We start from the raw sequence: 25,321 nt of genomic DNA on the forward strand, positions 1-25,321 counted from the left end.
GCCGGGGGCGCGTCGATCCGACACGCCCCCGATCACGCCAGGCGATCGACGATGATCTTGGCCACCTCCCCGGCGCGCTCCCCGAGGTAGAAGTGACCGCCGGGGAAGCCGATCAGCTCGAAGGAGCCGGTCGTGTACTCGGCCCAGGCCCGGGCGTCGTCCTCGCCGACCCGGGGGTCCTCGTCGCCGAACAGGGCGGTGACCGGGCAGCCGAGCACGTCGCCCGGCCGCCACTCGTACACCCCGATGGCCCGGTAGTCGTCACGCAGCGCCGGCATGATCATCCGCACCACGTCCTCGTCGTCGAGCAGACGCGCGTCGGTGCCGCTGAGCAGGCGCAGTTCGGCGAGCAGGGACGCGTCCCCGTAGCCGCCCGGCAACTCCGGCCGCCGCAGGCCCGGGGCGCGCCGGCCGGAGGCGAACAGCCGGACCACGGGCAGGCCCCGCCGCTCCATCCGCAGCGCCACCTCGAAGGCGACGCTCGCCCCCATGCTGTGCCCGAACAGCGCGTACGGCCGTCCGGCCCCCGCCTCGTCGCCCGAGGTCAGCACCTCGGTGACGCGGTCGGCGAGATCGCGGATGTCCCGGACGCCGGGCTCGGCGCGGCGGTCCTGCCGCCCGGGATACTGCACGGCCACCACGTCCAGCGCCGGCGACAGCAGCCCGGACAGGCCGTGGAAGTAGCTCGCCGATCCGCCGGCGTGCGGGAACAGCACCAGCCGCGGGCCCGTGGCGGCACCGCCGTGGAAGCGGCGCAGCCACAGGTCCCGGTCGCCGCCGATCATGTGCCGGACCTCCCGCGCACGTTGACGGGCAGCGAGGCCAGCCCGCGGATGACCATGCCCTCGGTGTGCCGCGGGCCCGGCTCGGCGATCTCCAGGTCCAGGGCCGCGATCTGGCCCAGCGCCGTCTGGACGGCGAGGCGCGCGAGCGGGGCGCCGAGGCAGAAGTGGATGCCGTGCCCGAAGCCGAGGTGACGCGTGCCGGACGTCCGCGCGAAGTCGAGGCGGTCGGGCTCGTCGTACGCCGCCGGGTCGCGGTTGGCCGCGGCGAGGACGAGCAGCAGCGCCTCGCCGGCGTGCACGGGGGTGTCGCCGATCACGGTGTCCTCGAGCACCACACGGGAGATCACCTGCGCCGGCGAATCGTAGCGGAGCAGCTCCTCCACGGCGGGGGCCAGCCGGTCGGGGTTGGCGCGCAGCCAGGCGAGCTGGTCGGGGTTGCGTAGCAGGGCGAGCACACCGTTGCCGAGCAGGTGCACGGTCAGCGCGTAACCCGCGGAGATCAGCAGGGTGCAGGTGGTGACCAGCTCGGTCTCGGTGAGCCGGTCGCCCTCCTGCTCAGCGGCGACCAGTGCGCTGATCAGGTCGTCGGCGGGCTCGGCGCGCCGCCGCTCCGCCATCTCGGCGAAGTACTGGTTGAACTGCTCACGCGCGCCCTGGCGCCGGGCGACCTGCTCCCTGGTGAGCACGAAGTCGGGGTCGAGACCCCGGCCGATCTCGGCGGACCAGGCGCGGAAGCGGTCCAGGTTCTCCTCCTCCACGCCCATCAGCTCGCCGAGCAGCAGCGCGGGCAGGGGGTGTGCCACGGCGTCCATCAGGTCGAAGGAGGTCCCGGCCTCGGCGAGCAGCCGCGTGGTGATCTCGGCGGCGCTCGGGCGCAGCCGCTCGACGGCGCGGGCGGTGAACGCCTTGCTGACCAGGGAGCGCAGACGGGTGTGGTCGGGCGGGTCCATGAAGATGAACTGCCGGACCGGCCTGCCCTCGGGGTCGCGGCCGAAGTGCTCGGACACCGCCTGCCCGTCGCCCCAGCCGATCAGGGGGTCGCGCAGCGCGGCGGAGGCCTCCCGGTGCCCGGTGACGACGACGGTGCCGCCGGGCGTACGGGTGACGGGACCGGCCGCAGCGATCTTGCGGAACACCGGGTAGGGGTCGGCCCGGAACGTGGGGTCGAAGGGGTTGAACGGCAGCAGCTGGGTGATGATGTACACGCCCGGATTCGCCGGGAGGCCGGAGGGCGGCTCGTCGGGCGGCGTGGGCGCGGCGACCTGGGTGACGTCGCCGTAGGCCACCGGCAGGTTCAGGATGACCGTGTGCTTGTTGCTACGCGCCCACCGCACGGGCCCCGCCGTGCGCAGTTCGCCGACGCGGTCCAGCAGCGTCTCGAGGATGAGCCGCAGCTCCAGCCGGCCGAGCGCCTGCCCCATGCAGTCGTGGGTGCCGAACCCGAACGCGAGGTGCGGATTCGGGTCGCGACGGATGTCGAAGGTGTGCGCGTCGGCGAAGACCCTCTCGTCACGGTTGGCCGAGGCCCACCAGAAGGTGACCTTCTCCCCGGCCCTGATCAGCGAGCCGCCCACCTCGACGTCCCGGGTGGCGGTACGCCGGTTGTACGGGGTGGGGGACGACCAGCGCAGCATCTCCTCGACGGCGCCGGGGATCAGCGAGCGGTCCTCGCGCAGCGCCTTCCACTGGTCGGGGTGCTCGGCCAGCGCGAGCAGGCCGTGCGCGATGGCGTTGCGCGGCGGCTCCGAGCCGGCGCCGAGGATCAGGTTGAAGAACACCTCCCGCTCGTACGCCGACATCGGCCGCTCGCCGGAGGGCAGCTCGGCGCGGGCGACCAGGGAGAGCAGGTCGCGTCCGGGTTCCGCCGCGGCGCGTGCCTTGAGCGCGCCGGTGCCGTACTGGTAGAGCGCGAGGCGCGACATCTGCGAGCGTTCCGTGTCCTCGCCGGCCTCGCGGTCGTCGAAGCCCATGCTGACGTCGGCCCAGGCGCGCAGCGTGGGCCAGTCACGGCGCGGCACGCCGAGCAGCAGCAGCGCCGTCGTGATCGCGAAAGGCCCGGCGACGTCCACCATCAGGTCGCCCTCGCCGCCCTCGACGGCCTGGGCCACCAGGTTCTCCGCGATGGCCCGCAGCTCCGGCTCCAGGGCGGTCAGCGCGGCGGCGTCGACCGAGGGGCTGACGGCGTCGCGTACGGCCCGGTGCCGTGGGTCGTCCATCATGTTCAGCATGGTCCCGGCGTGCACGCCGGGGGCGAGGTCGTCGATGTGCGTGCCGCCGCCGGCGCGCCCGCCGCCGCCCTGGGAGGAGAACGCCGGATCGGCCGCCGCCGCTTTGATGTCCTCGTAGCGGCTCAGCACCCAGAAGCCCTCGCCGTCCGCGGTGTGGCCCGCCGGATGGAAGAAGACCGGCGCCTCCTCACGCAGGCGGGTGAAGACGTGATGGGGGAAGCCGTCGGTGAAGCGGCCCTGGTCGGAGAGGTCGAAGCCGCCCAGTGCCGGGGGAAGTTGCTGTTCTGTCATCACGATTCCTTCGAGTTCTGCGGTGCGAGCTTTTCCAGAGCTGTGGCGGCGGGGCCCAGGTCGCCCGGCCGTCCGGCGGTGGCCACGTAGCCGTCGGGGCGCAGCAGCACGAACCCCTCCGCCCCGCCGTCGCGGTGCCGGTGGGCGAGCAGCCCGGGCAGCCGCCCGGCGAGCGCGGTCCCCTGGGCGTACGCGTCGCCGCCCTCGGCGCCGACGGTGATGAGCTGCCACCGGTCGGCCTCGTCGGGTTCGAGGACGTAGAGCGGCGAGCGCGTACCGGGCAGGGGCAGGCCGCGCGGGACCTTGGCGGGTGCGGGGATGAGCACGTCCGGATAGCGGATCAGCCAGCCGGACAGCAGCGGCGGCAGCTTCCTGCCCAGCGCGCCGGTGCGGTGGGCCAGGGCCATGAGCGCGTTGCGCACCCGGTTGGCGAGCGGGCTGAGCACGGCCTGCCTGGCCATCCGGCCGGTGGCCTGCACGGTCTGCTCGGCCGCGGCGCGGCGCTCGGGGTCGTAGCTGTCGAGCACGCCCGGGACGTACCGGCCCTGGATCACTCCGGCCAGCTTCCAGGCGAGGTTGCGCGCGTCGGCGAAGCCGAGGTTCAGGCCCTGCCCGCCGACCACGGAGTGCACGTGCGCCGCGTCTCCCACGAGGAAGCAGCGGCCGAGGCGCAGGGTCGAGGCGATGCGTTCGTGACTGGTGAACGTGGTGTTCATGGTCAGGCCGGTGACGCGCAGCCCACCGGGTCCGCGCTCGTCCAGCAGGCGCTGGGCCGTCCCGTCGTCGATCTCCACGCCGTCGGGCAGGGCGCCGGAGATCCGCACCCGGCCTCCGGGCAGCGGGGCGACCAGGACCACCCCGGTGCGGCCGAGATAGTAGGTCACCGCCTCCTGGTCGTGCCCGCCCTCCAGGTCGCCCTCGGCGAGCAGGAACGTGATCGGCAGCGGCGCGCCGGTGAACCGGGCGCCGATGAGATCGCGGACCGTGCTGCGGAAACCGTCGGCGGCGATCAGCCACTCGGTCTCCAGCGTGATCTCCGTGCCGTCCGCGCGGGCGGCCGTGACGACGACCCGGTCCGCTTCCTGGGTCACGCCGGTCACCCGCACCCCGCGCCGCACCTCGCCGCCGAGACGGCGCAGCTCGTCGTCGAGCAGTTCGACGGTGTCCTCCTGGGGGAGGATCAGCGGCGCCATGTGCGGGACCAGCGGCAGCCGCAGCGGCCTGCCGCCGGTGTGGTAGCTCAGCGCCTTGATCTGCGCGCCGCGCTTGGTCGCCTCCTCCAGGATGCCGACGTCGCGGTAGAGCTCCAGCGAGGGCGGCCACAGGAGGATGGCGCGCGATCCGCCGCCGGGCCGCTCGTCGGCGTCGACGATGACCGCGTCGACGCCGCGCCGCCGCAGTTCGCAGGCCATCATGAGACCGCATGGGCCGGCGCCCACGATGAGGACGGTGCTCGAGTCGTTCATTGGGGTGGCTCCTCCAGGGTCTGTCCCAGGTGCCGGGCGAGCTGCCGGGGGGTGGGGTGATCGAAGACGATGTCGGCCGGGAGGCGGCGACCGACGGCGGTGCCGAGCCGGTTGCGCAGTTCCACGGCGGTGAGCGAGTCGAAGCCGGCCTCGGTGAAGCGCCGGTCGGGGTGGATCTCGGCCGGGGCATCGTGGCCGAGCACGGCGGCGGCGTGGCCGCGCACCAGGTCGAGCAGTTCCCCCGGATCCTGAATCGCGGCGTCGCCGGTGCCGGACTCCGCGAGCCGTCCCGCCTCCGTTCCCGCGGCGAAGTCGGCGATCAGGGGGCGGCCGCGTTCCCCCTCGTACGCGGGGGCGAAGCGGCTCCAGTCGAGATCGGCGACCACCACGGCGCCGGCGTCCCCGTGCAGGTCGCGGCGGAGCGCGTCCAGTGCCGAAGCCGGCGGCATGAGGCCCACCCCGCGCCCGGCCAGCCGTCCCCCTCGCTGCGGCTCCTCGCCTGATGCCGGATCCGCCGGCGTCCGCGCCGACCACAGTCCCCAGGCCACGGACAGTGCGGGCAGGCCGAGGCCGCGACGGTGCTCGGCGAGCGCGTCCAGCTCCGCCCCCGCCGCGGCGTACGCCGCCTGGCCGACCCCGCCGAACGTGGCCGCTATCGAGGAGAACAGCACGAAGGCGGCCGGCCCCTCCTCCGCCGCCGAGGTCGCCGCGTGCAGGGCGCCGGCCGCGCCCGCGTTGCCGCGCAGGACCCGCTCAAGCCGATCGAGGGTGAGCGTGTCGAGCGTGCTCTCCTCAAGATGGTCGGCCGCGTGCACGACCGTGCGGGGCCGATGCTCGGCGACGAGGGCGGCGAGCGCGTCGCGGTCACCCGGGTCGGCGGCCACGACCGTGATCTTCTCTCCCGGCGCTGCGACGGGCTCACCGGCCACCAGGACGACCCGCTCGGCGCCGTGGTCGACCAGCCAGCGGGCGGCGTGCGCGCCGTACGGCATGACGCCGCCGGTGACCAGCACGGTGCCTGACGGGCTCCAGGAGGGGGCGGAGGGCGCGGCGCGCACCAGGCGGGCGGCGAGCAGACCCACGGCGCGCACGGCCACCTGATCCTCGCCGCCGGGCGGCGCCGCGAGCGCCCGGGCCAGCCGCTCGCGGGCGCGGGCGTCGAGCCGGGCGGGCAGGTCGACGAGCCCGCCCCACAGGTCGGGGCGTTCAAGGGCGAGGCTGCGGCCCAGACCCCAGATCCGGGCGCGTGCGGGTTCGCCGATCCGGTCGCCGGGCGCGGCGGCGACCGCCTCGCGCGTGGCCAGCCACAGCGGGCCCCGGGTGGGACGCGCCAGGGCGAGCGTGCCGGCGAGCCCGCGGCTGAGCGCGGGGTGCTCCGGGTGCGGGGACTCGTCCAGGGCCAGCAGCGACAGCACGCCGGCGTACGCGCCGCCGTCCGGCGTCGCGGCCGTCTCCACCTTGGCGCCGTACGCCGTCAGGGCCGCCATGACGTCGGTCACCAGTTCGTCGTTCTCGTACCCTTCGGGCACGAGCACCTGCCAGGTGCCCGACAGCTCCGGCGGCGTGTCCGGCTCAGCCACGGGACGCCAGGCGACGCGGTAGCGCCACGAACCGGGGACGTCGGCGGATCTCCGCGGCGTGATCCAGTAGCGGCGCGACTGGAAGGGATAGGTGGGCAGGTCGATCGGGCGGGCCGGGCCGATCACGGCACGCCAGTCCACGGGGGCGCCGTGCGCGTACGCCTCGGCGAGCGCGCCGAGGAATCTGGCCCGGTCGGCCGAGTCGCGGCGCAGCGTGGCGACCACGGCTGCGGTCGATCCAGCGGCCTCGACCGTCTCCGCCACCCCGGCCACGAGCACGGGGTGCGGTCCCGGCTCCACGAACAGGGTGTGGCCGTCGGCGAGCAGCGCGCGTACGGAGTCGGCGAAACGGACCCGCTCGCGCAGGTTGCGCCCCCAGTAGGCGCCGTCCAGTTCGCGCCCGTCCAGCGGCCCCCCGGTGACCGAGGAGTAGAAGGGAATCGCGCCGGGCGCGGGGACGAGGTCGGCCAGCGCGGCGGTCAGCGCGGCGCGTGCCTGCTCCACGTGCGGGGAGTGCGCCGCGTATTCGACGTCGACCCGCCGGGCCCGCACGCCGGCGGCCTCGCACTCGGCCAGCACCTCGTCCAGTGCTCCGTGCTCACCGGCGAGCGTGACGTAGGAGGGCCCGGTGACCGCGGCGACCGTCACCCGGTCGCCCCAGCGCCGCTCGGCCTCCTCCTGGGTCGTCGTGACGGCCACCATGCCGCCCCGGCCGCGCGCCGCCGCCAGCAACCTGCTGCGCAGGGCGACGACGCGGGCGCCGTCCGCCGGGGACAGCACGCCGGCGACGGTCGCGGCGGCGATCTCGCCCTGGGAGTGGCCGGTCACGGCGGCGGGATGCACCCCGGCGTCGCGCCACAGCCGGGTGAGCGCGACCATCATGGCCCACAGCGCGGGCTGGGCGACCTCGTCCCGCCCGAGGTCGGGCGCGCCGGGGCCGCCGGTCAGCGCGTCGGTGAGCGACCAGTCCACATGCGGCGCGAGGGCCTCGGCGCACCGCTCGATCTCCTCGGCGAAGGCGGGCGAGGTACGCAGCAGGGCCGCGCCCATCCCCGGCCATCTGCCGCCCTGTCCGGAGAACACGAACGCGACGTGCGCGCCTCCCGGCATCGCCGTCCCCCTGACCAGGTTCACGGCGGGCTCGCCCGCGGCGAGCGCTTCCAGTCCACGGGCGAAATCGGCGGCCCCTGCGCCGAGCACCACCGCCCGGTGTTCCATGGCGGCCCGGGTGGTGGCCAGCGACCACGCCACCCGCCGCGCGTCGTGCCCGTCGGCGTACGGCGCGAGCCGCGCGCCCTGTGCCCGCAGCGCCGCCTCCGACCGTGCCGACACGACCCAGGGCAGCACGGTGTCGTCACCGCGTTCGACGGCCCGGCGGGTGTCATCGCCCGTGACCTCCGCCGGCACATCCCCGGCGGGCGCGACCTCCGGGGGTGCGACCTCTGGGGGTGCGGCCTCGATGATCACGTGTGCGTTGGTGCCGCTCACCCCGAACGCGGACACCCCCGCGCGACGCGGCTCGCCGGTGTCCGGCCAGGGCACGGCCCGGGTGAGCAGGGAGACCCGTCCGGCCGACCAGTCGACGCGCGGGGTGGGTTCGTCGACGTGCAGGGTCGCGGGCAGCACGCCGTGCCGCATGGCCTCCACGATTTTGATCACCCCGGCCGCCCCGGCCGCGGCGGCGGAGTGGCCGATGTTGGACTTGATCGACCCCAGCCACAGCGGCCGGTCCCGGTCGCGGCCGTACGCCGACAGCAGCGCCCGCGCCTCGATGGGGTCGCCGAGCGGGGTGGCCGTGCCATGGGCCTCCACGGCGTCCACCTGCCCCGCCGACAGCCCGGCCGCGGCCAGGGCGGCGCCGATCACGCGCTCCTGGGCCGGGCCGCTGGGCGCGGTGAGCCCGTTGGAGGCGCCGTCCTGGTTGATCGCGCTGCCGCGCACCACCGCCAGCACCTGGTGCCCGTTGCCGCGGGCGTCGGACAGCCGTTCCAGCAGCAGCAGGCCGATCCCCTCGGACCAACCGGTGCCGTCGGCAGCGGCGGCGAAGGAGCGGCACCGCCCGTCGGGCGACAGGCCGCGCTGCCTGCTGAACTCCACGAATCCGGCGGGTGTGGCCAGCAGTGCGACGCCGCCCGCCACCGCCAGGTCGCACTCCTGCTGCCGGAGCGACTGCACGGCGAGGTGCAGCGCCACGAGCGAGGAGGAGCAGGCCGTGTCCACGGTGAGCGCGGGGCCCTCCCAGCCCATCGCGTACGCCAGCCGCCCCGACAGCACGCTCGCCGCCACGCCGGTCAGCAGGAAGCCCTCGAGTTCCTCGGGCGGCGGGTCCATGAGCCCGGCGTAGTCCTGGCCGCTGCTCCCCACGAACACACCGGTCGGGGTGCCGCGCAGGGACTCCGGGTCCAGGCGGGCCCGTTCCAGCAGTTCCCAGGAGGTCTCCAGGAGCAGCCGCTGCTGCGGGTCCATGGCCAGCGCCTCACGCGGGGAGATCCCGAAGAAGGCGGCGTCGAAGTCGCCGGCCCCCTCCAGGAATCCGCCCCGGGTGACGTAGGTGGTGCCGGGATGGTCGGGGTCGGGGTGATAGAGCACGTCCAGGTCCCATCCCCGGTCGGCCGGGAACGGGCCGATCGCGTCCCCCTCCTCGGCGACGAGCCGCCACAGGTCCTCAGGAGAGCGCACCCCGCCGGGGTAGCGGCAGCTCGCCGCGACGATCGCGATCGGCTCGCGGCGGCGCTCCTCGGCCTCGCGCAGCCGCCGCCGGGTCTCGTGCAGTTCGAGGGTGGCGCGCCTGAGATAGTCGCGCAGCTTCTCCTCGGTCGAGGAGATCTCAGTGGTCACCGGCGCTCACCCTTCCAGCTCTGCGTCGAGGAAGTCGAACAGTTCGTCGTCGCTCGCGGCGCGGAGCCGCTCGGCGACCGCCTCCCCGTCCGCGCCGGCCACCGGTGCGGCGGTCAGCTCGCCGAGCAGGGCCTGCAGCCGGGCCGCGGCCCGCCGCCGTTCCCCGCCGTCCACACCCGCGGCCAGCGCGGCGGCGACCTCGTCCAGCGCGGCGTCGAGGGAGGGCCGCTCGCCCTCTCCGATCCGCCCGAGGAGGTAGTCGGCCAGCGCCTCCGGTGTGGGATGGTCGAACACGAGCGTGGGCGGCAGGTCCAGCCCGGCGGCAGCGCCGAGCCGGTTGCGCAGGTTGACCGCGGCGAGCGAGTCGAACCCGAGGTCGCGCACCGGCCGGTCGGGCGGGACCGCCTCGGCGCTTTCGTGGCCGAGCACCGCCGCGATCTCGGCGCGTACGGCCCGCACGAGCAGGCGCCGTCGTTCGGTCTCGGCGAGCCCGGCCAGCCTGCGCGGCAGCTCGGCCTCCCCGTCGGCGTCGTCACGGGGGGTCAGCGCGGCGCTCAGCACGCGGCGCACCTCGGCCAGATCCGCGATCAGCGGCCGGGAGCGCAGCGCGGTGAAAGCGGGCACGAACCGCTCCCAGTCCACGTCGGCGATCACGACGGCCGCCTGGTCCTCCTCCAGCGCCTGTCCCAGCGCGGTCAGCGCGAGCCCGGGCTCCATCGCGGGCACGCCCCGGCGGCGCAGCTGCTCGCGCCGCTCCGCCTCGGCGGCGGCGTCGCCGAGATCCACCTCGGCCCACAGGCCCCACGCCACGGCGGTGGCCGTACGGCCGCCGGCGCGGCGGAGCTCGGCGAGCGCGTCGAGATAGGCGTTGGCCGCGGCGTACCCCGCCTGACCGCCGCTGCCCCACACGCCCGCTATCGAGGAGAACAGCACGAAGGCGTCGAGATCCCGGTCACCGAGCAGCTCGTGCAGGTGTGCCGCGCCCAGCGTCTTGGCCGCGAGCACGGACTGCAGCTCGGCCGGCCCGGTCTCGGCCAGGGCCCTGGCCTCCAGCGCGCCGGCGGTGTGGAACACGGCGGCCGGCGGGTGCTCGGCGAGCAGCGCGGCCACGGCTGACCGGTCGGTGAGATCGCAGCCGACGACCGTCACCCGCGTCCCGCCGAGCTCCCGCGCGAGATCGCCCGCGGCGCCGCCGTCCCCGGGCGGCTCCACCAGGACGATGTGGCCGGCGCCGCGTGCGGCGAGCCAGCGGGCCAGGTGGCCGCCGAAGCCGGCGGCGCCCCCGGTGACGAGCACGGTGCCGCCGGGCCGGAAGGCACGCCCGGGGGCCGCCGCCGGGGCCGCCGCGCGGGTCAGGCGTCGGGCGAGCAGCCCGGACGGCCTCACGGCGAGCTGGTCCTCATCGCCCACCCCGGCCAGGGCACGCGCGATCCGAGGGGCGATGCGGCCGTCGAGGGTGCCGGGTGACGCCGGGAGGTCGATCAGGCCGCCCCACAGCCGGGGATGCTCCAACGCCACGGCGCGTCCGAGTCCCCACACCTGCGCCTGCACGGGATCTCCGCCCCCCGGCCCCGCATCGGCACGGCCCTCCGGGCCCACGGCGGCACGGCCCTCCGGGTCCACGGCGCCACGGGTCGCCAGCCACAGCCGGACGCCGTCCAGGCCCAGGGCGTCGAGGGCCCGGACCAGGGCCACCGTGGCGGCCAGTCCGGCGGGTACGGCCGGGTGGCCGGGCAGCGCGGCGGTGGCCAGGCCCAGCAGCGACAGCACTCCCGCGATCTCCCCGCGTGGCGCGGCGGCGAGCACGTCCGGCAGCTCCTCGGGTGCGGAGGCGTCCACCATGACCGTGACGACGTCGGCCCCGGCCCCGGTCAGGGCGCCGGCGCAGAAGCCGGCGATGCCCGCCCAGCCTCCCGTCCCGGCGTTCTGCTGGGCGGGCACGAGCAGCAGCCAGGTGCCGGTCAGGGCGGGCGGCGGACCCGCCGGTTCCTCGACGGGAATCCAGGTGACGCGATATCGCCAGGAGGCGGTGGCGGACCGTTCGCGGCGGCGGGCGTGCCAGTCGGACAGGACGGGCAGGACCTCGCCGAGGGGGCCGGGCTCCGCCAAGCCCAGCGCGTCGGCGAAGCGCGCGGGGTCCGCGCTCTCGACGGCCGCCCAGAAGGCGCGCTCCATCGGGTCGGCCGCCTCGGCCGGTGGCTTCTCCTCGCCGGGCTCCAGCCAGTAGCGCCGCCGCTGGAACGGGTACGTCGGCAGTTCCACGTACGGCGTGGCGGCGGCCCCGCCGTACGCGGGACGCCAGTCCACGGGCAGTCCCGCCACGTGCGCCTCGGCCAGGTTGGTCAGGAACCGGTCCTGGCCGCCGTCGTCACGCCGCAGCGTGCCCACCACCGTGACCGGCACGGCCGCCTCGTCGGCGGTCTCCCGGACGGCGGCGGCGAGCACGGGATGCGGGCTGATCTCCACGAACGCCCGGTGGCCCTTGTCCAGCAGGGTGCGGGTGGCATCGGCGAAGCGCACGGTCTGGCGCAGGTTGCGGTACCAGTACTCCTCGTCCAGCGAGGCCCCGTCCACCCATTGCCCGGTGACCGTGGACAGGAACGGGATGTCCGGACCGCGCGGGGTGATCCCGTCCAGGGCCCGGCGCAGCTCGTCGCGGATCGCCTCCACACCGGGCGAGTGTGAGGCGTAGTCCACCTCCAGGCGGCGGACCCGCACGCCCTCGGCCTCGTGCCGGGAGACCAGTTCGTCCAGCGCGGCGGGGTCGCCCGCGACGACGACGGAGGACGGACCGTTGACGACGGCGAGCGCGAGCCCGGACGCCGCGAGGTCCAGCCGGTCGGGAGGCAGCGCCAGCGCGGCCATGCCGCCGGTGCCGGCCAGCGCCCGCAGGGCTCTGCTGCGCAGGGCCACGATCCTGGCGCCGTCGGCCGGGGACAGGGCTCCAGAGACACACGCCGCCGCGATCTCACCCTGGGAGTGCCCCACGACGGCGGTGGGCTCCACGCCGTACGAACGCCACAGATCGGCCAGCGCGACCATCATGGCCCACAGCGCGGGCTGCACGACGTCCACCCGGTCCAGGTCCGCCGGGGCACGTCCGCGCAGGACGTCCTCCAGCGACCAGTCCACGTACGGCGCGAGCGCCTCGGCGCACTCCGCGATCCGCTCGGCGAACACCGGTTCGCCGTCGAGCAGCGCGGCTCCCATGCCGAGCCACTGCGAGCCCTGGCCGGGGAAGACGAACACCGCTCCCGTGTCGGGTCCCGCCGTCCCCCGCACCACCCCGGCCGCCGCCTCGCCCCGCGCCAGCGCGGCCAGCCCGCCGGCGAAGCCCGCGCGGCCGGTGGCCACCACGACGGCGCGGCGTTCGAGGGTCGCCCGGGTGACGGCCAGGGCGTGGCCGATGCCCGCCGGGTCGGACGCCGGGCCGGCCTCCAGGCGGGCCAGCAGCCGGTCGGCCTGCTCACGCAGGGCGGCCTCGCTCTGGCCGGAAAGCACCCACGGCAGCGGGCGCGGCGGCTCCTCCTGATCCGGCTGGGGCGCCGTCGCCGGGTCCTCCGCCGGCGCTGCCTCCAGGATCACGTGGGCGTTGGTGCCGCTGATGCCGAAGGAGGAGATCGCCGCCCGCCGCGGGCCGCCGGTCTCGGGCCAGGGCACGGGCTCGGTCAGCAGGGAAACCGCCCCGGCCGCCCAGTCGACGTGCGGGGTCGGCTCGTCCACGTGCAGGGTGCGCGGCAACGTGCCGCGCCGCATCGCCTGCACCATTTTGATCACTCCGGCGGCCCCGGCAGCGGCCTGGGTGTGGCCGATGTTCGACTTGACCGAGCCCAGCCACAGCGGGCGCTCGCGGTCGCGGCCGTAGGTGGCGAGCAGGGCCTGCGCCTCGATCGGGTCGCCCAAGGCGGTGCCGGTGCCGTGCCCCTCCACCGCGTCCACGTCGGCGGGGTCCAGGCGGGCATCGGCGAGTGCCCGGCGGATGACCCGCTGCTGGGAGGGTCCGTTGGGGGCGGTGAGGCCGTTGGAGGCGCCGTCCTGGTTGACCGCGCTCCCCCGGACGACGGCGAGCACGCGGTGCCCGTTGCGACGGGCGTCGGCCAGCCGCTCCAGCAGCAGCAGGCCCACTCCCTCGCTCCACCCGGTGCCGTCGGCCGAGGCGGCGAACGACTTGCACCGGCCGTCCGGCGCCAGGCCGCGCTGCCTGCTGAACTCCACGAAGGTGCCCGGCGTGGCCATCACGGTCACTCCGCCCGCCAGCGCCATCGAGCACTCGCCGCGCCGCAGCGCCTGCGCCGCCAGGTGCAGGGCGACCAGGGAGGACGAGCAGGCCGTGTCCACGGTGACCGCCGGCCCTTCCAGCCCGAAGGCGTACGCGAGGCGCCCGGAGGCGACGCTGCCCGCCGTGCCGGTGCCGACGTAGCCCTCCAGTTCGCGTGGTACGGCGGGCAGCAGGGCCGCGTAGTCGTGGTACATCACGCCGACGAAGACCCCGGTGTCGCTGCCCCGTACCGCGGTCGGGTCGAGCCCGGCGCGTTCGAAGGTCTCCCAGGTGACTTCGAGCAGGAGCCGCTGCTGGGGGTCCATGGCCAGCGCCTCGCGGGGACCGATGCCGAACAGGTCGGCGTCGAACCGATCGGCGTCGTAGAGGAAGCCGCCCTCGCGTGCGTAGCTGGTGCCGGGGTGGTCGGGGTCGGGGTCGTACAACGTCTCCAGGTCCCAGCCTCGGTCGGCGGGGAACAGGGAGATGCCGTCGCCGCCCGAGGCCACCAGGTCCCACAGGTCCTCGGGGGAGCGTACGCCGCCCGGGTAGCGGCACCCCATCGCCACGATGGCGATCGGCTCGTCGGCGGCCGGTCCCCCCTGGCGCGGTGCCGCCGGGACGGGAGCCACCCGGACGGGGTCCTTCGCCGGGGCCAGGACCTCCCGGAGCAGGTGTTCGGCGAGGGCCGACGGCGTGGGGTGATCGAACACGAGTGTGGCGGGCAGCCGGGCGCCGGTGAGCGTGGCCAGCCCGTTGCGCAGCTCGACGGCCGTGAGGGAGTCCAGGCCCAGCTCGGTGAAGCTCGCCGTGGGCGGCACGGCCTCGAACCCGCGGTGACCGAGCACCGCGGCCACCTGGGCGCGTACGGCGTCCAGGGTGATCCGGGCCCTCTCTGAGTCCGTCCGGCCGGCCAGACGGCGGGGCAGCTCGGCGCCGCCCGCCGCGGGGGCGCGGCCTGGGCGAAGGAGGCCCGTGCGTACGAGGCCCGCCAACAGCGGCGGCACGGGCCCGGCGCCGGCGGCGGCGAGGTCCAGGCGCATCGGCAGCAGCACGGCGTCCTCCGCCGGCCCGGACACCATGCCCGACACCGCGTCGAACAGCGCCAGCCCCTCCTGCGCCGTCAACGCGGGAATCCCGCGGCGCGCCGCGCCCGCCATGCCGGTCTCCAGCTCCCACAGGCCCCAGGCGAGGGAGGTCGCGGGCAGACCGTCCGCCCGGCGACGCCGGGCGAGGGCGTCCAGGACCGCGTTGGCCGCCGCGTAGTTGGCCTGGCCGGGCGCACCGAAAGTGGCGGCGGCCGAGGAGAACAGGGTGAACGACAGCAGCGGAAGGTCCCGGGTCAGCTCGTGCAGGTGCAGCGCCGCTTCCGCCTTGGGCGCCAGCACGGCGGCGAGCCGTTCGGGGGTGAGCGCGTCGAGCAGGCCGTCGTCCAGCACGCCCGCCGCGTGCACCACCGCGGTGAGCGGATGGGCGGGGTCGATCCCGGCCAGCAGGGCGGCGACGCTCGCGCGGTCGGACACGTCGCACGCGGCGACGGTCACCCGGGCCTCGGACAGCTCGGCCCGCAGCTCGGCGGCCCCCGGGGCCTGCGGCCCGCGCCGGCCGGCGAGCAGCAGGTGACGTACGCCGTGCTCGCGCACGAGGTGACGGGCCAGCAGGCGGCCGAGGGCCCCGGTGCCGCCGGTGACCAGAACCGTTCCCTCCGGGTCGTACGCGGGCCCGGCGGTGCGCGGATCCCCGGCCGGGAGTGCGGCGCGGGCCAGGCGCGGGGCCAGCGGCCTCCCCTCGCGCACGGCCACCCGTGGTTCGCCGGAGGCCAGCACGTGGTCGAGCCTCCGGTACGACTCGGCGCTTCCGTCGAGATCGACCAGGAGGAAGCGGCCCGGGTGCTCCGACTGGGCGGACCCGATGAGTCCCCAGACCGCGGCGCCGGCCGGCTCGGGACCGGCCGAGTCCCCGGGGCCGGTCGCCACCGCGCCCCTGGTGATCAGGGCGAGGCGGGCCTCCGGCAGGCGGCCGGAGGCCGTCCACTCCTGCGCCAGGGTCAGCGCCCGCTCGGCGGCGCGGCGCACGGCCCCGGCCGTGTCGGCATCGGCATCGGTGCTGGTGTCGGCTTCGGTGCCGGCGGGTTCTGGCGGGAAGGGGACGAGCACCACGTCGGGGGCGGCGTCGCCGTCGGGTAAGGCCGCCAGGTCCGGGTACGCCGGTGCGTCCACCCCGGCGTACGGCCCGCCCAGGACGGCCAGGCGGGGGGCGGGCGCGGCCTCGGGCGCCGGCAGCTCGGTCCACTCGACCCGGAACAGGTGCCGGCCGACCCCGGCCGGGTCTCCGGCCGGGATCGGGCGGAAGGTCAGCGCGTCGACGGTGGCGACGGTGCGTCCGGAGGTGTCGGCCAGCACGAGGGACAGCGAGTCGGGCCCGAGCGGAGTGAGCCGGGCACGCAGGACCGTCGCCCCCGGCACGTGCACCCGGACTCCCGACATCGTGAACGGGACGCGGGCCTCCGGCGCCGCGCCGATTCCCGCCGCGTGCAGGGCGGCGTCGAGGAGGGCCGGGTGGAGTGCGAATCCTTCGGCGTCGGAGTGGAGCCGCTCGGGCAGGGCCACCTCGGCGTAGACGCGATCTCCGTCCCGCCAGGCGGCCCGCAGGTTGCGGAACGCCGGCCCGTAGCCGAGACCCGCCGCGGCCAGATCGTCGTACAGCTCCGCCACGTCGGCCGGCTCACCCGGCGGCGGCCACTCGGCCAGGTCCAGCAGGTCGGGCAGGTCGCCGGGGACCGACCGGCCGGTGGAGAGCGTGGCCGTGGCGTGCCGCGTCCACGGCCCGTCGTCGAACCGGGTGTGCACGGTCACCGTACGCCCGTCGGGCGAGGCCAGGACCTGGAGCGCCGCCTCCCCGCCGTCGGGGAGCACAAGCGGGGATTCGAAGGTGATCTCGCCGATGCCGGCGCCGCCGACGTGCTCGGCCGCGTGCCGTACCAGCTCGGCGAAGACCGCGGCCGGGACGACCACCACGCCGGCGACCACGTGGTCGGCGAGCCAGGGGTGGGTCCGCGTGGACAGCCTTCCGGTGAAGACGAGCCCGCCGTCGCCGTCGGCCGGGGTCATCGTCGCCCCGAGCAGCGGATGCCCGGCCGGGGACAGCCCCAGCCCGGCCGCGTCCCCGCCGGAGGCCCGAGGCAGCCAGTAGTGCTCGTGCTCGAACGGGTACGTGGGCAGCTCGACGAGCCTGCCGGACAGCATCGCCCGCCAGTCGACGTCCACGCCGCGGGTGTGCAGCTCACCGAGCGCGGTCAGCAACGTACGCGGCTCATCCCGATCCCGCCGCAGCAACGCCACCACCGGGTGGTCGGGCACCATCCCGGCCAGCACACCATCCGGCCCGACCTCCACCAGCGTGACACCCTCACCCAGCGCCTCCACCGCCTGAGCGAACCGCACCGGCTCACGCACCTGCCGCACCCAATACCCCGGCGAATCCACCCCCTCCGCCGCACGACCCGTCACCGTCGACACCACCGGAATCACCGGCGCACGGAACTCCAGAGTCTCCGCGACCTCGGCGAACGCCTCCAACATCGGCTCCATCCGCGGCGAATGGAACGCATGACTCACCCGCAACCGCCGCGTCCGCCGCCCCAACACGGCGAAATGATCCGCGACCCGGGCCACATCATCCTCATCCCCCGACACCACCAGCGAACCCGGACCGTTGAACGCCGCGATCGACACCCGCTCACCCAGCAACGGCACCACCTCGGCCTCACCGGCCTCCACCGCGACCATCGCCCCACCCGCGGGCAGCTCCTGCATCAACCGCCCCCGCGCCGCCACCAACACGCACGCATCCGACAGCGACAACACCCCGGCCACATGCGCCGCCGCCAACTCCCCGATCGAATGCCCCACCAGCACGTCAGGCCGCACACCCCACGACTCGACCAGCCGATACAACCCCACCTGAACCGCGAACAACCCCGCCTGCGCGTACACCGTCCGATCCAGCAGACCACCCTCGGCGATCACCTGACGCAACGGACGATCCAAATGCGCGTCCAGCCCGGCACACACCTCATCGAAAACCCGCGCGAACACCGGGAACCGCCCCGCCAGCCCCAAACCCATCCCGGCCCGCTGACTCCCCTGCCCCGAGAACAGGAACGCCACCCTGCCCCTGACAGCGGAGGCCGAGGGCGTGAGGCGGTCCAGCTTGGTGAGGAGCTCTGTACGGTCGGCGGCCACGACGACCGCGCGGTGGTCGAAATCCGGGCGCAGTGCCGCCGAGTACGCCACGTCGCGCAGCGGCACGTCCCCGTGCTCGCGCACGTACGCAGCGATGCCGGCGGCCTGGTCGCGCAGTCCCCGTTCGGTCCTGGCCGAAAGCACCACGGGCGGCGCGGGCAGCGCGGCAGGGCCCGGGTCGGCAGACGGCGCGGGCGCCTCCTCATCGGCCGGGGCCTGCTCCAGGATGACGTGGGCGTTGGTGCCGGAGATGCCGAACGACGACACCGCGCACCGCCGCACCCGCCCGGCCTCCGGCCACTCCCGACCCTCGGTCAGCAACTCCAGCACACCCGACGACCAGTCCACATGCGGCGACGGCGCATCCACATGCAACGTCTTCGGCGCCACCCCGCGCCGCATCGCCTCCACCATCTTGATCACACCGGCCACACCCGCCGCCGCCTGCGTATGCCCGATGTTCGACTTGATCGACCCCAGCAGCAGCGGACGCTCCCGCCCCCGCCCATAGGTCGCCAGCAACGCCTGCGCCTCGATCGGATCACCCAGCGTCGTCCCCGTGCCGTGCGCCTCCACCACATCCACGTCCACCGGCGACAGCCCCGCGTTCGCCAGCGCCTGACCGATCACCCGCACCTGCGACGGACCATTCGGCGCAGTCAAACCATTCGACGCACCGTCCTGATTCACCGCACTGCCCCGCACCACCGCGAGCACCCGATGCCCGTGACGACGCGCATCCGACAACCGCTCCACCACCAGCACACCCACGCCCTCGCCCCAGCCCGTGCCATCCGCTGAGGCCGCGAACGACTTGCACCGCCCATCGGAGGCAAGGCCGCGCTGCCTGCTGAACTCCACGAAGACACCGGGCGAGGCCATCACGGTCACCCCGCCGACCAGGGCCATCGAGCACTCGCCGCGGCGCAGCGACTGCCCCGCCAGGTGCAGGGCCACCAGCGAGGACGAGCACGCGGTGTCGACGGTGACGGCGGGCCCCTCCAGCCCGAACGAGTACGCCAGCCGTCCGGACATCACGCTGGCGGCGCCACCGGTCAGCAGATAGCCGTCGGCGCCCCTCACCGGCTGGTCGTAACGCGGGCCGTACTCCTGGTACATGCCGCCGATGAAGACGCCGGTGTCGGTGCCGCGCACCGAGGCCGGATCGATCCCCGCCCGCTCGAACGCCTCCCACGACGACTCCAGCAGCAACCGCTGCTGCGGATCCATCGCCAACGCCTCACGCGGCGAAATCCCGAAAAATCCGGCATCGAAGGACGCCGCGTCGTACAGGAAACCCCCCTCACGCGCGTACGAACGCCCCGCCCGCCCGGGATCGTCATCGAACAACGCCCCCAGATCCCAGCCCCGATCCGACGGAAACGCCCCCACCGCGTCCCGCCCCGACACCACCAGATCCCACAACCCCTCAGGCGACGACACCCCACCCGGGAACCGGCACGCCATCCCCACGATCACGACGGGATCGTCGGCGACAGCCGTACGAACCGGGGCGGGGGAGAGCGGCGCATCGGGTCGTCCGAGCAGTTCGCGGCCCAGGTGCGCGGCGAGCACGGCGGGGGTGGGGTGATCGAAGGTGAGCGTCGCGGGCAGGCGGAGCCCGATCGCCTCACCCAGCCGGTTGCGGAACTCGACTCCCGTGAGCGAGTCGAAGCCGAGCTCCTTGAACGGGCGGTCGGCCGCGACGGCGTCCGGGGTCGCGTGGCCGAGGACGGCCGCGGCGTGGCCACGCACCAGGTCGAGGAGCGCGTGATCGCGGTCGGCCTCCGGCATCTCGGCGAGCCGCCGCGCGTACGAACTCTCGGACGCGGGAGCGGAACGTGCGACGGCGCGGGCGGCCGGGGCCCTGACCAGGCCGCGCAGCAGCGCGGGGACGGGAGCCCGGCCGCCGCGGAAGGCCGTCATGTCGAGGTGGATGGGCACCTGCACGGGTTCGTCGGCCGCGAGGGCCGTGTCGAACAGCTCGAGCGCGTGCTCGGTGGAGAGCGGCCGTACGCCGGAGCGGGCCATCCTGGCGAGGTCGGCCTGGCCGAGCCCACCGGTGATCCCGCTACGCTCCGCCCACAACCCCCACCCCAACGACACACCCGGCAACCCCCGGCCACGCCGCCACGACACCAACGCATCCACAAACGCGTTCCCCGCCGCATACGCCCCCTGACCCGGACCCCCCAACACCCCCGCAGCCGACGAAAACACCACAAAACCCGCCAGATCCCGCCCCCGCGTCACCTCATCCAGCACCACCCCACCAGCCACCTTCGCAGCCAGCACCCGATCCACCCGCCCCGCATCCAACCCAGCGACCAGACCGTCCTCCACCACCCCCGCCGCATGCACCACCACCGACAACCCATCCAACGACCCCACCAACGCCGCCATCGCCCCCCGATCGGCCACATCAGCGGCGACCACCCGCACCCGCGCCCCCAACGCGGACAACTCCCCCACCACACCCGCGGAACCCCCACCCCGCGACACCAACACCACATCCCGCACCCCACACGCCACCACCAGATGACGCGCCACCAACCGCCCCAACGTCCCCGTACCACCGGTGATCAGTACGGTGCCCTCCGGGTCCCAGAGGGGCCGGGGCACGGTCAGGACGACCTTCCCGATGTGCCTGGCCTGGCTGAGATGGCGGAACGCCTCCGGAGCGCGGCGCACGTCCCAGGTGGTGAGGGGCGGCAGGCCGAGCGCGCCGGAAGCGAACAGGTCGAGCAGGCCGGCGAGCATCCGCCGGACCAGCCCGGGGTCGGCCCGCATCAGGTCGAACGGCAGGTACGTCACCCCGGGGTGGTCAGCCGGGTCGCGCAGGTCGGTCTTGCCCATCTCCAGGAACCTGCCGCCCGGCCGCAGCAGGCCGAACGAGGCGTCGAGGAACTCCCCGGTGAGCGAGTTCAGCACCACGTCCACCCCGCCGGCGAACCGCTCGGCGAACTCCAGCGTGCGCGAGGAGGAGATGTGCGCGTCGTCCACGCCGAGGGCGCGCAGCGCGTCCCACTTGGCGGGGCTCGCGGTGGCGAAGACCTCGGCGCCGAGATGCCGGGCGAGCTGGACGGCGGCGGTGCCGACGCCGCCCGTGGCCGCGTGCACCAGCACCTTCTCCCCCGGCCGCAGCCCGCCCAGCTCCACGAGCCCGTAGTAGGCGGTGAGGTAGGCGATCGGCACGGCCGCCGCCTCCTCGAACGTCCATCCGTCCGGCATGCGGGCGAGCACCCGGTGATCCGCGACCGCCGTCGGGCCGAACGCGCCGGAGAACAGGCCGAACACGCGGTCTCCCGGTGCGAGCCCGGTCACCCCCGGGCCGACCTCGGTGACGATCCCCGCGCCCTCGCCGCCGAGCGGTACGTCCTCCGGGTAGAGGCCCAGGGTGATCAGCACGTCCCTGAAGTTGACCCCCGCCGCCCGCACCCGGACGCGTACCTCACCGGCCGCGAGCCGTTCCCGGGCGGGCGCCGCGGCCAGGACGAGCCCGTCGAGGGTGCCCTTCACCGGCGCCTCCAGCCGCCAGTCCTGCGCTCCGGCCGGCGGGATCAGCCCGGGACCGGCGGAGACGCGGGCCAGTCTCGGCGCGTACGCCGTACCGGCACGTATCGCGAGCTGCGGCTCAGCGGCGCCGACGGGCAGCGGCGACCGGACGGGCATGTCACCGCGCGCCCCGGCCGTCCAGGCGTCCCGGTCGTCGATGTCGACCAGGAAGATGCGGTCCGGGTGCTCGGCCTGGGCGCAGCGGACCAGACCCCACACGGCGGCCGCCGCCGGGTCGGGGGCCGCGTCTCCGGGCGCGGCCGACACCGCCCCGGAGGTCACGACCACCAGGCGGTCGCCCTCGGCATGGTCCTGTGCCAGCCAGTCGCGTACGGCGCCGAGCGCCCTGTGCACCGAGAGGCGGGCCGCCTCGGCGAGGTCACCGGCCTCCTCAGCGAGCGGGCCGCAGTACGCGACGGAGACGCCGGGGACCGGGGCCGTGCCGAGGTCGGCGGGCGTGGGCGTCCACTCGACCCGGAACAGGGAGTCGTCGTGGGCGGCGCCGGTCGCCCGCGCGAGGGGCCGCAGGACCAGGGACTCGACGGTGACGACGGACCGGCCGGTGGGGTCGGCCGCAGTGATCGACACCGCGTCGGGACCGGCGGGCGACAGCCGGACCCGCAGGGCGGAGGCGGCCGACGCGTGCAATGTCACCCCCGACCAGGAGAACGGAAGCCGCACGGCCTCGCCTGACCGTGCCGCCTCGTCCGGGCCGCCGGGGGCGGCGGCCACCGCGAGGGCGTGCAGGGTCGCGTCCAGCAGCGCCGGATGCAGTCCGTACGCCCCGGCGTCCGCGGCGACCGCCTCGGGGAGGGCCACCTCCGCGTAGACGTCGGCGCCGGACCGCCACACGGCGCGCAGCCCCCGGAACGCCGGGCCGTACCCGAGCCCCGCCTCCGCGAGATCGTCGTAACGGCCGTCGAGCGGCACGGGGTCGGCCCCCGGAGGCGGCCACTCGCCGACGACCGGAGAGGAGACGGCCGGGCCGGTGGCGAGCACTCCGCTCGCGTGCCGCGTCCATTCCTCGCCGGACGCGCTCGAATAGACGCCGAGCGTACGCCTGCCGGTCTCGTCAGCCGGACCGACGAGGAGCTGCACGGACAGCGCGTCGTGCTCGGGCAGGGCGAGCGGCGTCTCGACGGTGAGCTCCTCGACGCGGTCGCAGCCGACGTGGTCGGCCGCGCGTACGGCCAGCTCGACGAAGGCCGCGCCGGGGAGGAGAGGGGTCCCGGCGATGGTGTGGTCGGCGAGCCAGGGATGGGCGTCCGGGGACAACCTGCCGGTGAACAGCAGACCATCGCCATCGGCCAGCGTCACCGCCGCCCCCAGCAGCGGATGCCCGGCAGGAGACAGCCCCAACCCCGCCGCATCGGCACCCGGAGGCGCGTCCAGCCAATACCGGCGACGCCGGAAGGCATAGGTCGGCAGATCGACCACCCGGCCCGGAAAGACCTCCGGCCAGTCGACGTCCACGCCGCGGGTGTGCAGCTCACCGAGCGCGGTCAGCAACGTACGCGGCTCATCCCGACCCCGCCGCAGCAACGCCACCACAGGGTGGTCGGGCACCATCCCGGCCAGCACACCATCCGGCCCGACCTCCACCAGCGTGACACCCTCACCCAGCGCCTCCACCGCCTGAGCGAACCGCACCGGCTCACGCACCTGCCGCACCCAATACCCCGGCGAATCCACCCCCTCCGCCGCACGACCCGTCACCGTCGACACCACCGGAATCACCGGCGCACGAAACTCCAGAGTCTCCGCGACCTCGGCGAACGCCTCCAACATCGGCTCCATCCGCGGCGAATGGAACGCATGACTCACCCGCAACCGCCGCGTCCGCCGCCCGAGTTCGGCGAAATGATCCGCGACCCGGGCCACGTCATCCTCATCCCCCGAGACCACCAGCGAACCCGGACCGTTGAACGCCGCGATCGACACCCGCTCACCCAGCAACGGCACCACCTCGGCCTCACCGGCCTCCACCGCGACCATCGCCCCACCCGCGGGCAGCTCCTGCATCAACCGCCCCCGCGCCGCCACCAACGTGCACGCATCCGACAGCGACAACACCCCGGCCACATGCGCCGCCGCCAACTCCCCGATCGAATGCCCCACCAGCACGTCAGGCCGCACACCCCACGACTCGACCAGCCGATACAACCCCACCTGAACCGCGAACAACCCCGCCTGCGCGTACACCGTCCGATCCAGCAGACCACCCTCGGCGATCACCTGACGCAACGGACGATCCAAATGCGCGTCCAGCCCGGCACACACCTCATCGAAAACCCGCGCGAACACCGGGAACCGCTCCGCCAACCCCAAACCCATCCCGGCCCGCTGACTCCCCTGCCCCGAGAACAGGAACGCCACCCTGCCCCTGACCGGGGCGCCCCGGACGACACCGGGAGGGGTTTCGCCCCGGGACAGAGCGGTGAGCCCCGCGACGAGCTCGCTCCGATCGGCGCCGACCACGGCGGCGCGGTGGGACAGGGCCGCGCGCGTGGTGGCCAGGGAGTGTGCGACGTCGCGCACATCGGCGTCGCCGACGTCCGTCGCGAGGCGGGCGGCCTGCGCGCGCAGCGCGTCCTCGCCTCTGGCCGACAGCGTCCAGACCACGGGGCCTTCGGCACCCGCGCCGCGGTCCCGCTCCTGCTCCTGCTCCTGCTCCTGCTCCTCATCGGCCGGGGCCTGCTCCAGGATGACGTGGGCGTTGGTGCCGGAGATGCCGAACGACGACACCCCGCACCGCCGCACCCGCCCGGCCTCCGGCCACTCCCGACCCTCGGTCACCAGCTCCAGCACACCCGACGACCAGTCCACATGCGGCGACGGCGCATCCACATGCAACGACGGCGGCACCACCCCGTGCCGCAACGCCTCCACCATCTTGATCACACCGGCCACACCGGCGGCCGCCTGCGCGTGCCCGATGTTCGACTTGATCGACCCCAGCAGCAGCGGACGCTCCCGCCCCGGGCCGTACGCACCGGCCAGCGCCCCCGCCTCGATCGGGTCGCCCAGCGTCGTCCCCGTGCCGTGCGCCTCCACCACATCCACGTCCACCGGCGACAGCCCCGCGTTCGCCAGCGCCTGACCGATCACCCGCACCTGCGACGGACCATTCGGCGCCGTCAACCCGTTCGACGCACCGTCCTGATTCACCGCACTGCCCCGCACCACCGCGAGCACCCGATGCCCGTTGTCGCGTGCGTCCGACAGGCGCTCCACCACCAGCACACCCACGCCCTCACCCCAGCCCGTGCCGTCGGCTGAGGCCGCGAACGACTTGCACCGCCCATCGGCGGCCAGGCCGCGCTGCCTGCTGAACTCCACGAAGGTGTTGGGCGAGGCCATCACGGTCACCCCGCCGACCAGGGCGAGCGTGCACTCCCGGCGGCGCAGCGACTGGATGGCGAGGTGCAGCGCGACGAGCGAGGACGAGCACGCGGTGTCGACGGTGACGGCGGGCCCCTCCAGACCGAAGGTGTAGGCGACCCGCCCCGTCGCGACGCTCCCGGCGTTGCCGTTGCCGATGAAGCCCTCCACCTCCTCGGGCACCTCGTGCAGCCGGGAGTGGTAGTCGTGGTACATCAGCCCGGCGAAGACGCCGGTACGGCTGCCGCGCAGCGAGGTCGGATCGATGCCGGCCCGCTCGAACGCCTCCCACGACGTCTCCAGCAGCAGCCGCTGCTGGGGATTCATGGCCAGCGCCTCACGCGGCGAGATCCCGAAGAAGTCCGCGTCGAAATCGGCCGCGTCGTGCAGGAAGCAGCCGAAGCGGGTGGAGGAGGTGCCGGGCCGGCCGGCGTCGGGGTCGTGGAGCTTGGCGAGATCCCAGCCGCGGTCGGCGGGGAACTCCGAAATGGCGTCGCGTCCCCCGGCGACCAGCTCCCACAGCTCCTCCGGAGACGACACCCCACCTGGAAACCGGCACGCCATCCCCACGATGGCGATCGGCTCGCGGTCCGCCTCCTCGAGCTCGCGCAGCCGCCGCTGGGCGTCCTGGGCCTCGGCGATCGCCCGCCTGAGGTATTCGCGAAGCTTCTCCTCGTTGGCGTTCGGCATCCTGT

Annotated in this window: 5 protein-coding genes; all 5 read right to left on the reverse strand. The window is 75.0% G+C overall.

The genetic code is table 11. The annotated features are described in order from the left end of the window. Positions 1–32: 32 nt before the first annotated feature. From ACQP1K_RS28020 to ACQP1K_RS28040, 5 genes are read right to left on the reverse strand one after another with little or no spacing between them, the layout of a single operon-like run. Positions 33–785: a thioesterase II family protein gene (locus ACQP1K_RS28020; RefSeq protein WP_433498678.1), complete on the reverse strand. Its 753-nt coding sequence runs from the start codon at positions 783–785 to the stop codon at positions 33–35. Beyond that, entirely contained in the window at positions 782–3,304 is a 2,523-nt protein-coding gene (locus ACQP1K_RS28025) for a cytochrome P450 (protein ID WP_433498679.1), read from the reverse strand. Before ACQP1K_RS28025 ends, ACQP1K_RS28020 begins: the two co-directional genes overlap by 4 nt. Then, positions 3,304–4,770: an FAD-dependent oxidoreductase gene (locus ACQP1K_RS28030; RefSeq protein WP_433498680.1), complete on the reverse strand. Its 1,467-nt coding sequence runs from the start codon at positions 4,768–4,770 to the stop codon at positions 3,304–3,306. Before ACQP1K_RS28030 ends, ACQP1K_RS28025 begins: the two co-directional genes overlap by 1 nt. Continuing rightward, positions 4,767–9,188, reverse strand: a complete 4,422-nt coding sequence (locus tag ACQP1K_RS28035) for a type I polyketide synthase (protein ID WP_433498681.1) — start codon at positions 9,186–9,188, stop codon at positions 4,767–4,769. Before ACQP1K_RS28035 ends, ACQP1K_RS28030 begins: the two co-directional genes overlap by 4 nt. A 6-nt stretch (positions 9,189–9,194) precedes the next feature. Continuing rightward, complete coding sequence (locus tag ACQP1K_RS28040) at positions 9,195–25,316, reverse strand: type I polyketide synthase (RefSeq protein WP_433498682.1); 16,122 nt, start codon at positions 25,314–25,316, stop codon at positions 9,195–9,197. Positions 25,317–25,321 lie beyond the last annotated feature (5 nt).

The sequence above is a fragment of the Sphaerimonospora sp. CA-214678 genome (assembly GCF_050942215.1).
Lineage (GTDB): Bacteria > Actinomycetota > Actinomycetes > Streptosporangiales > Streptosporangiaceae > Sphaerimonospora.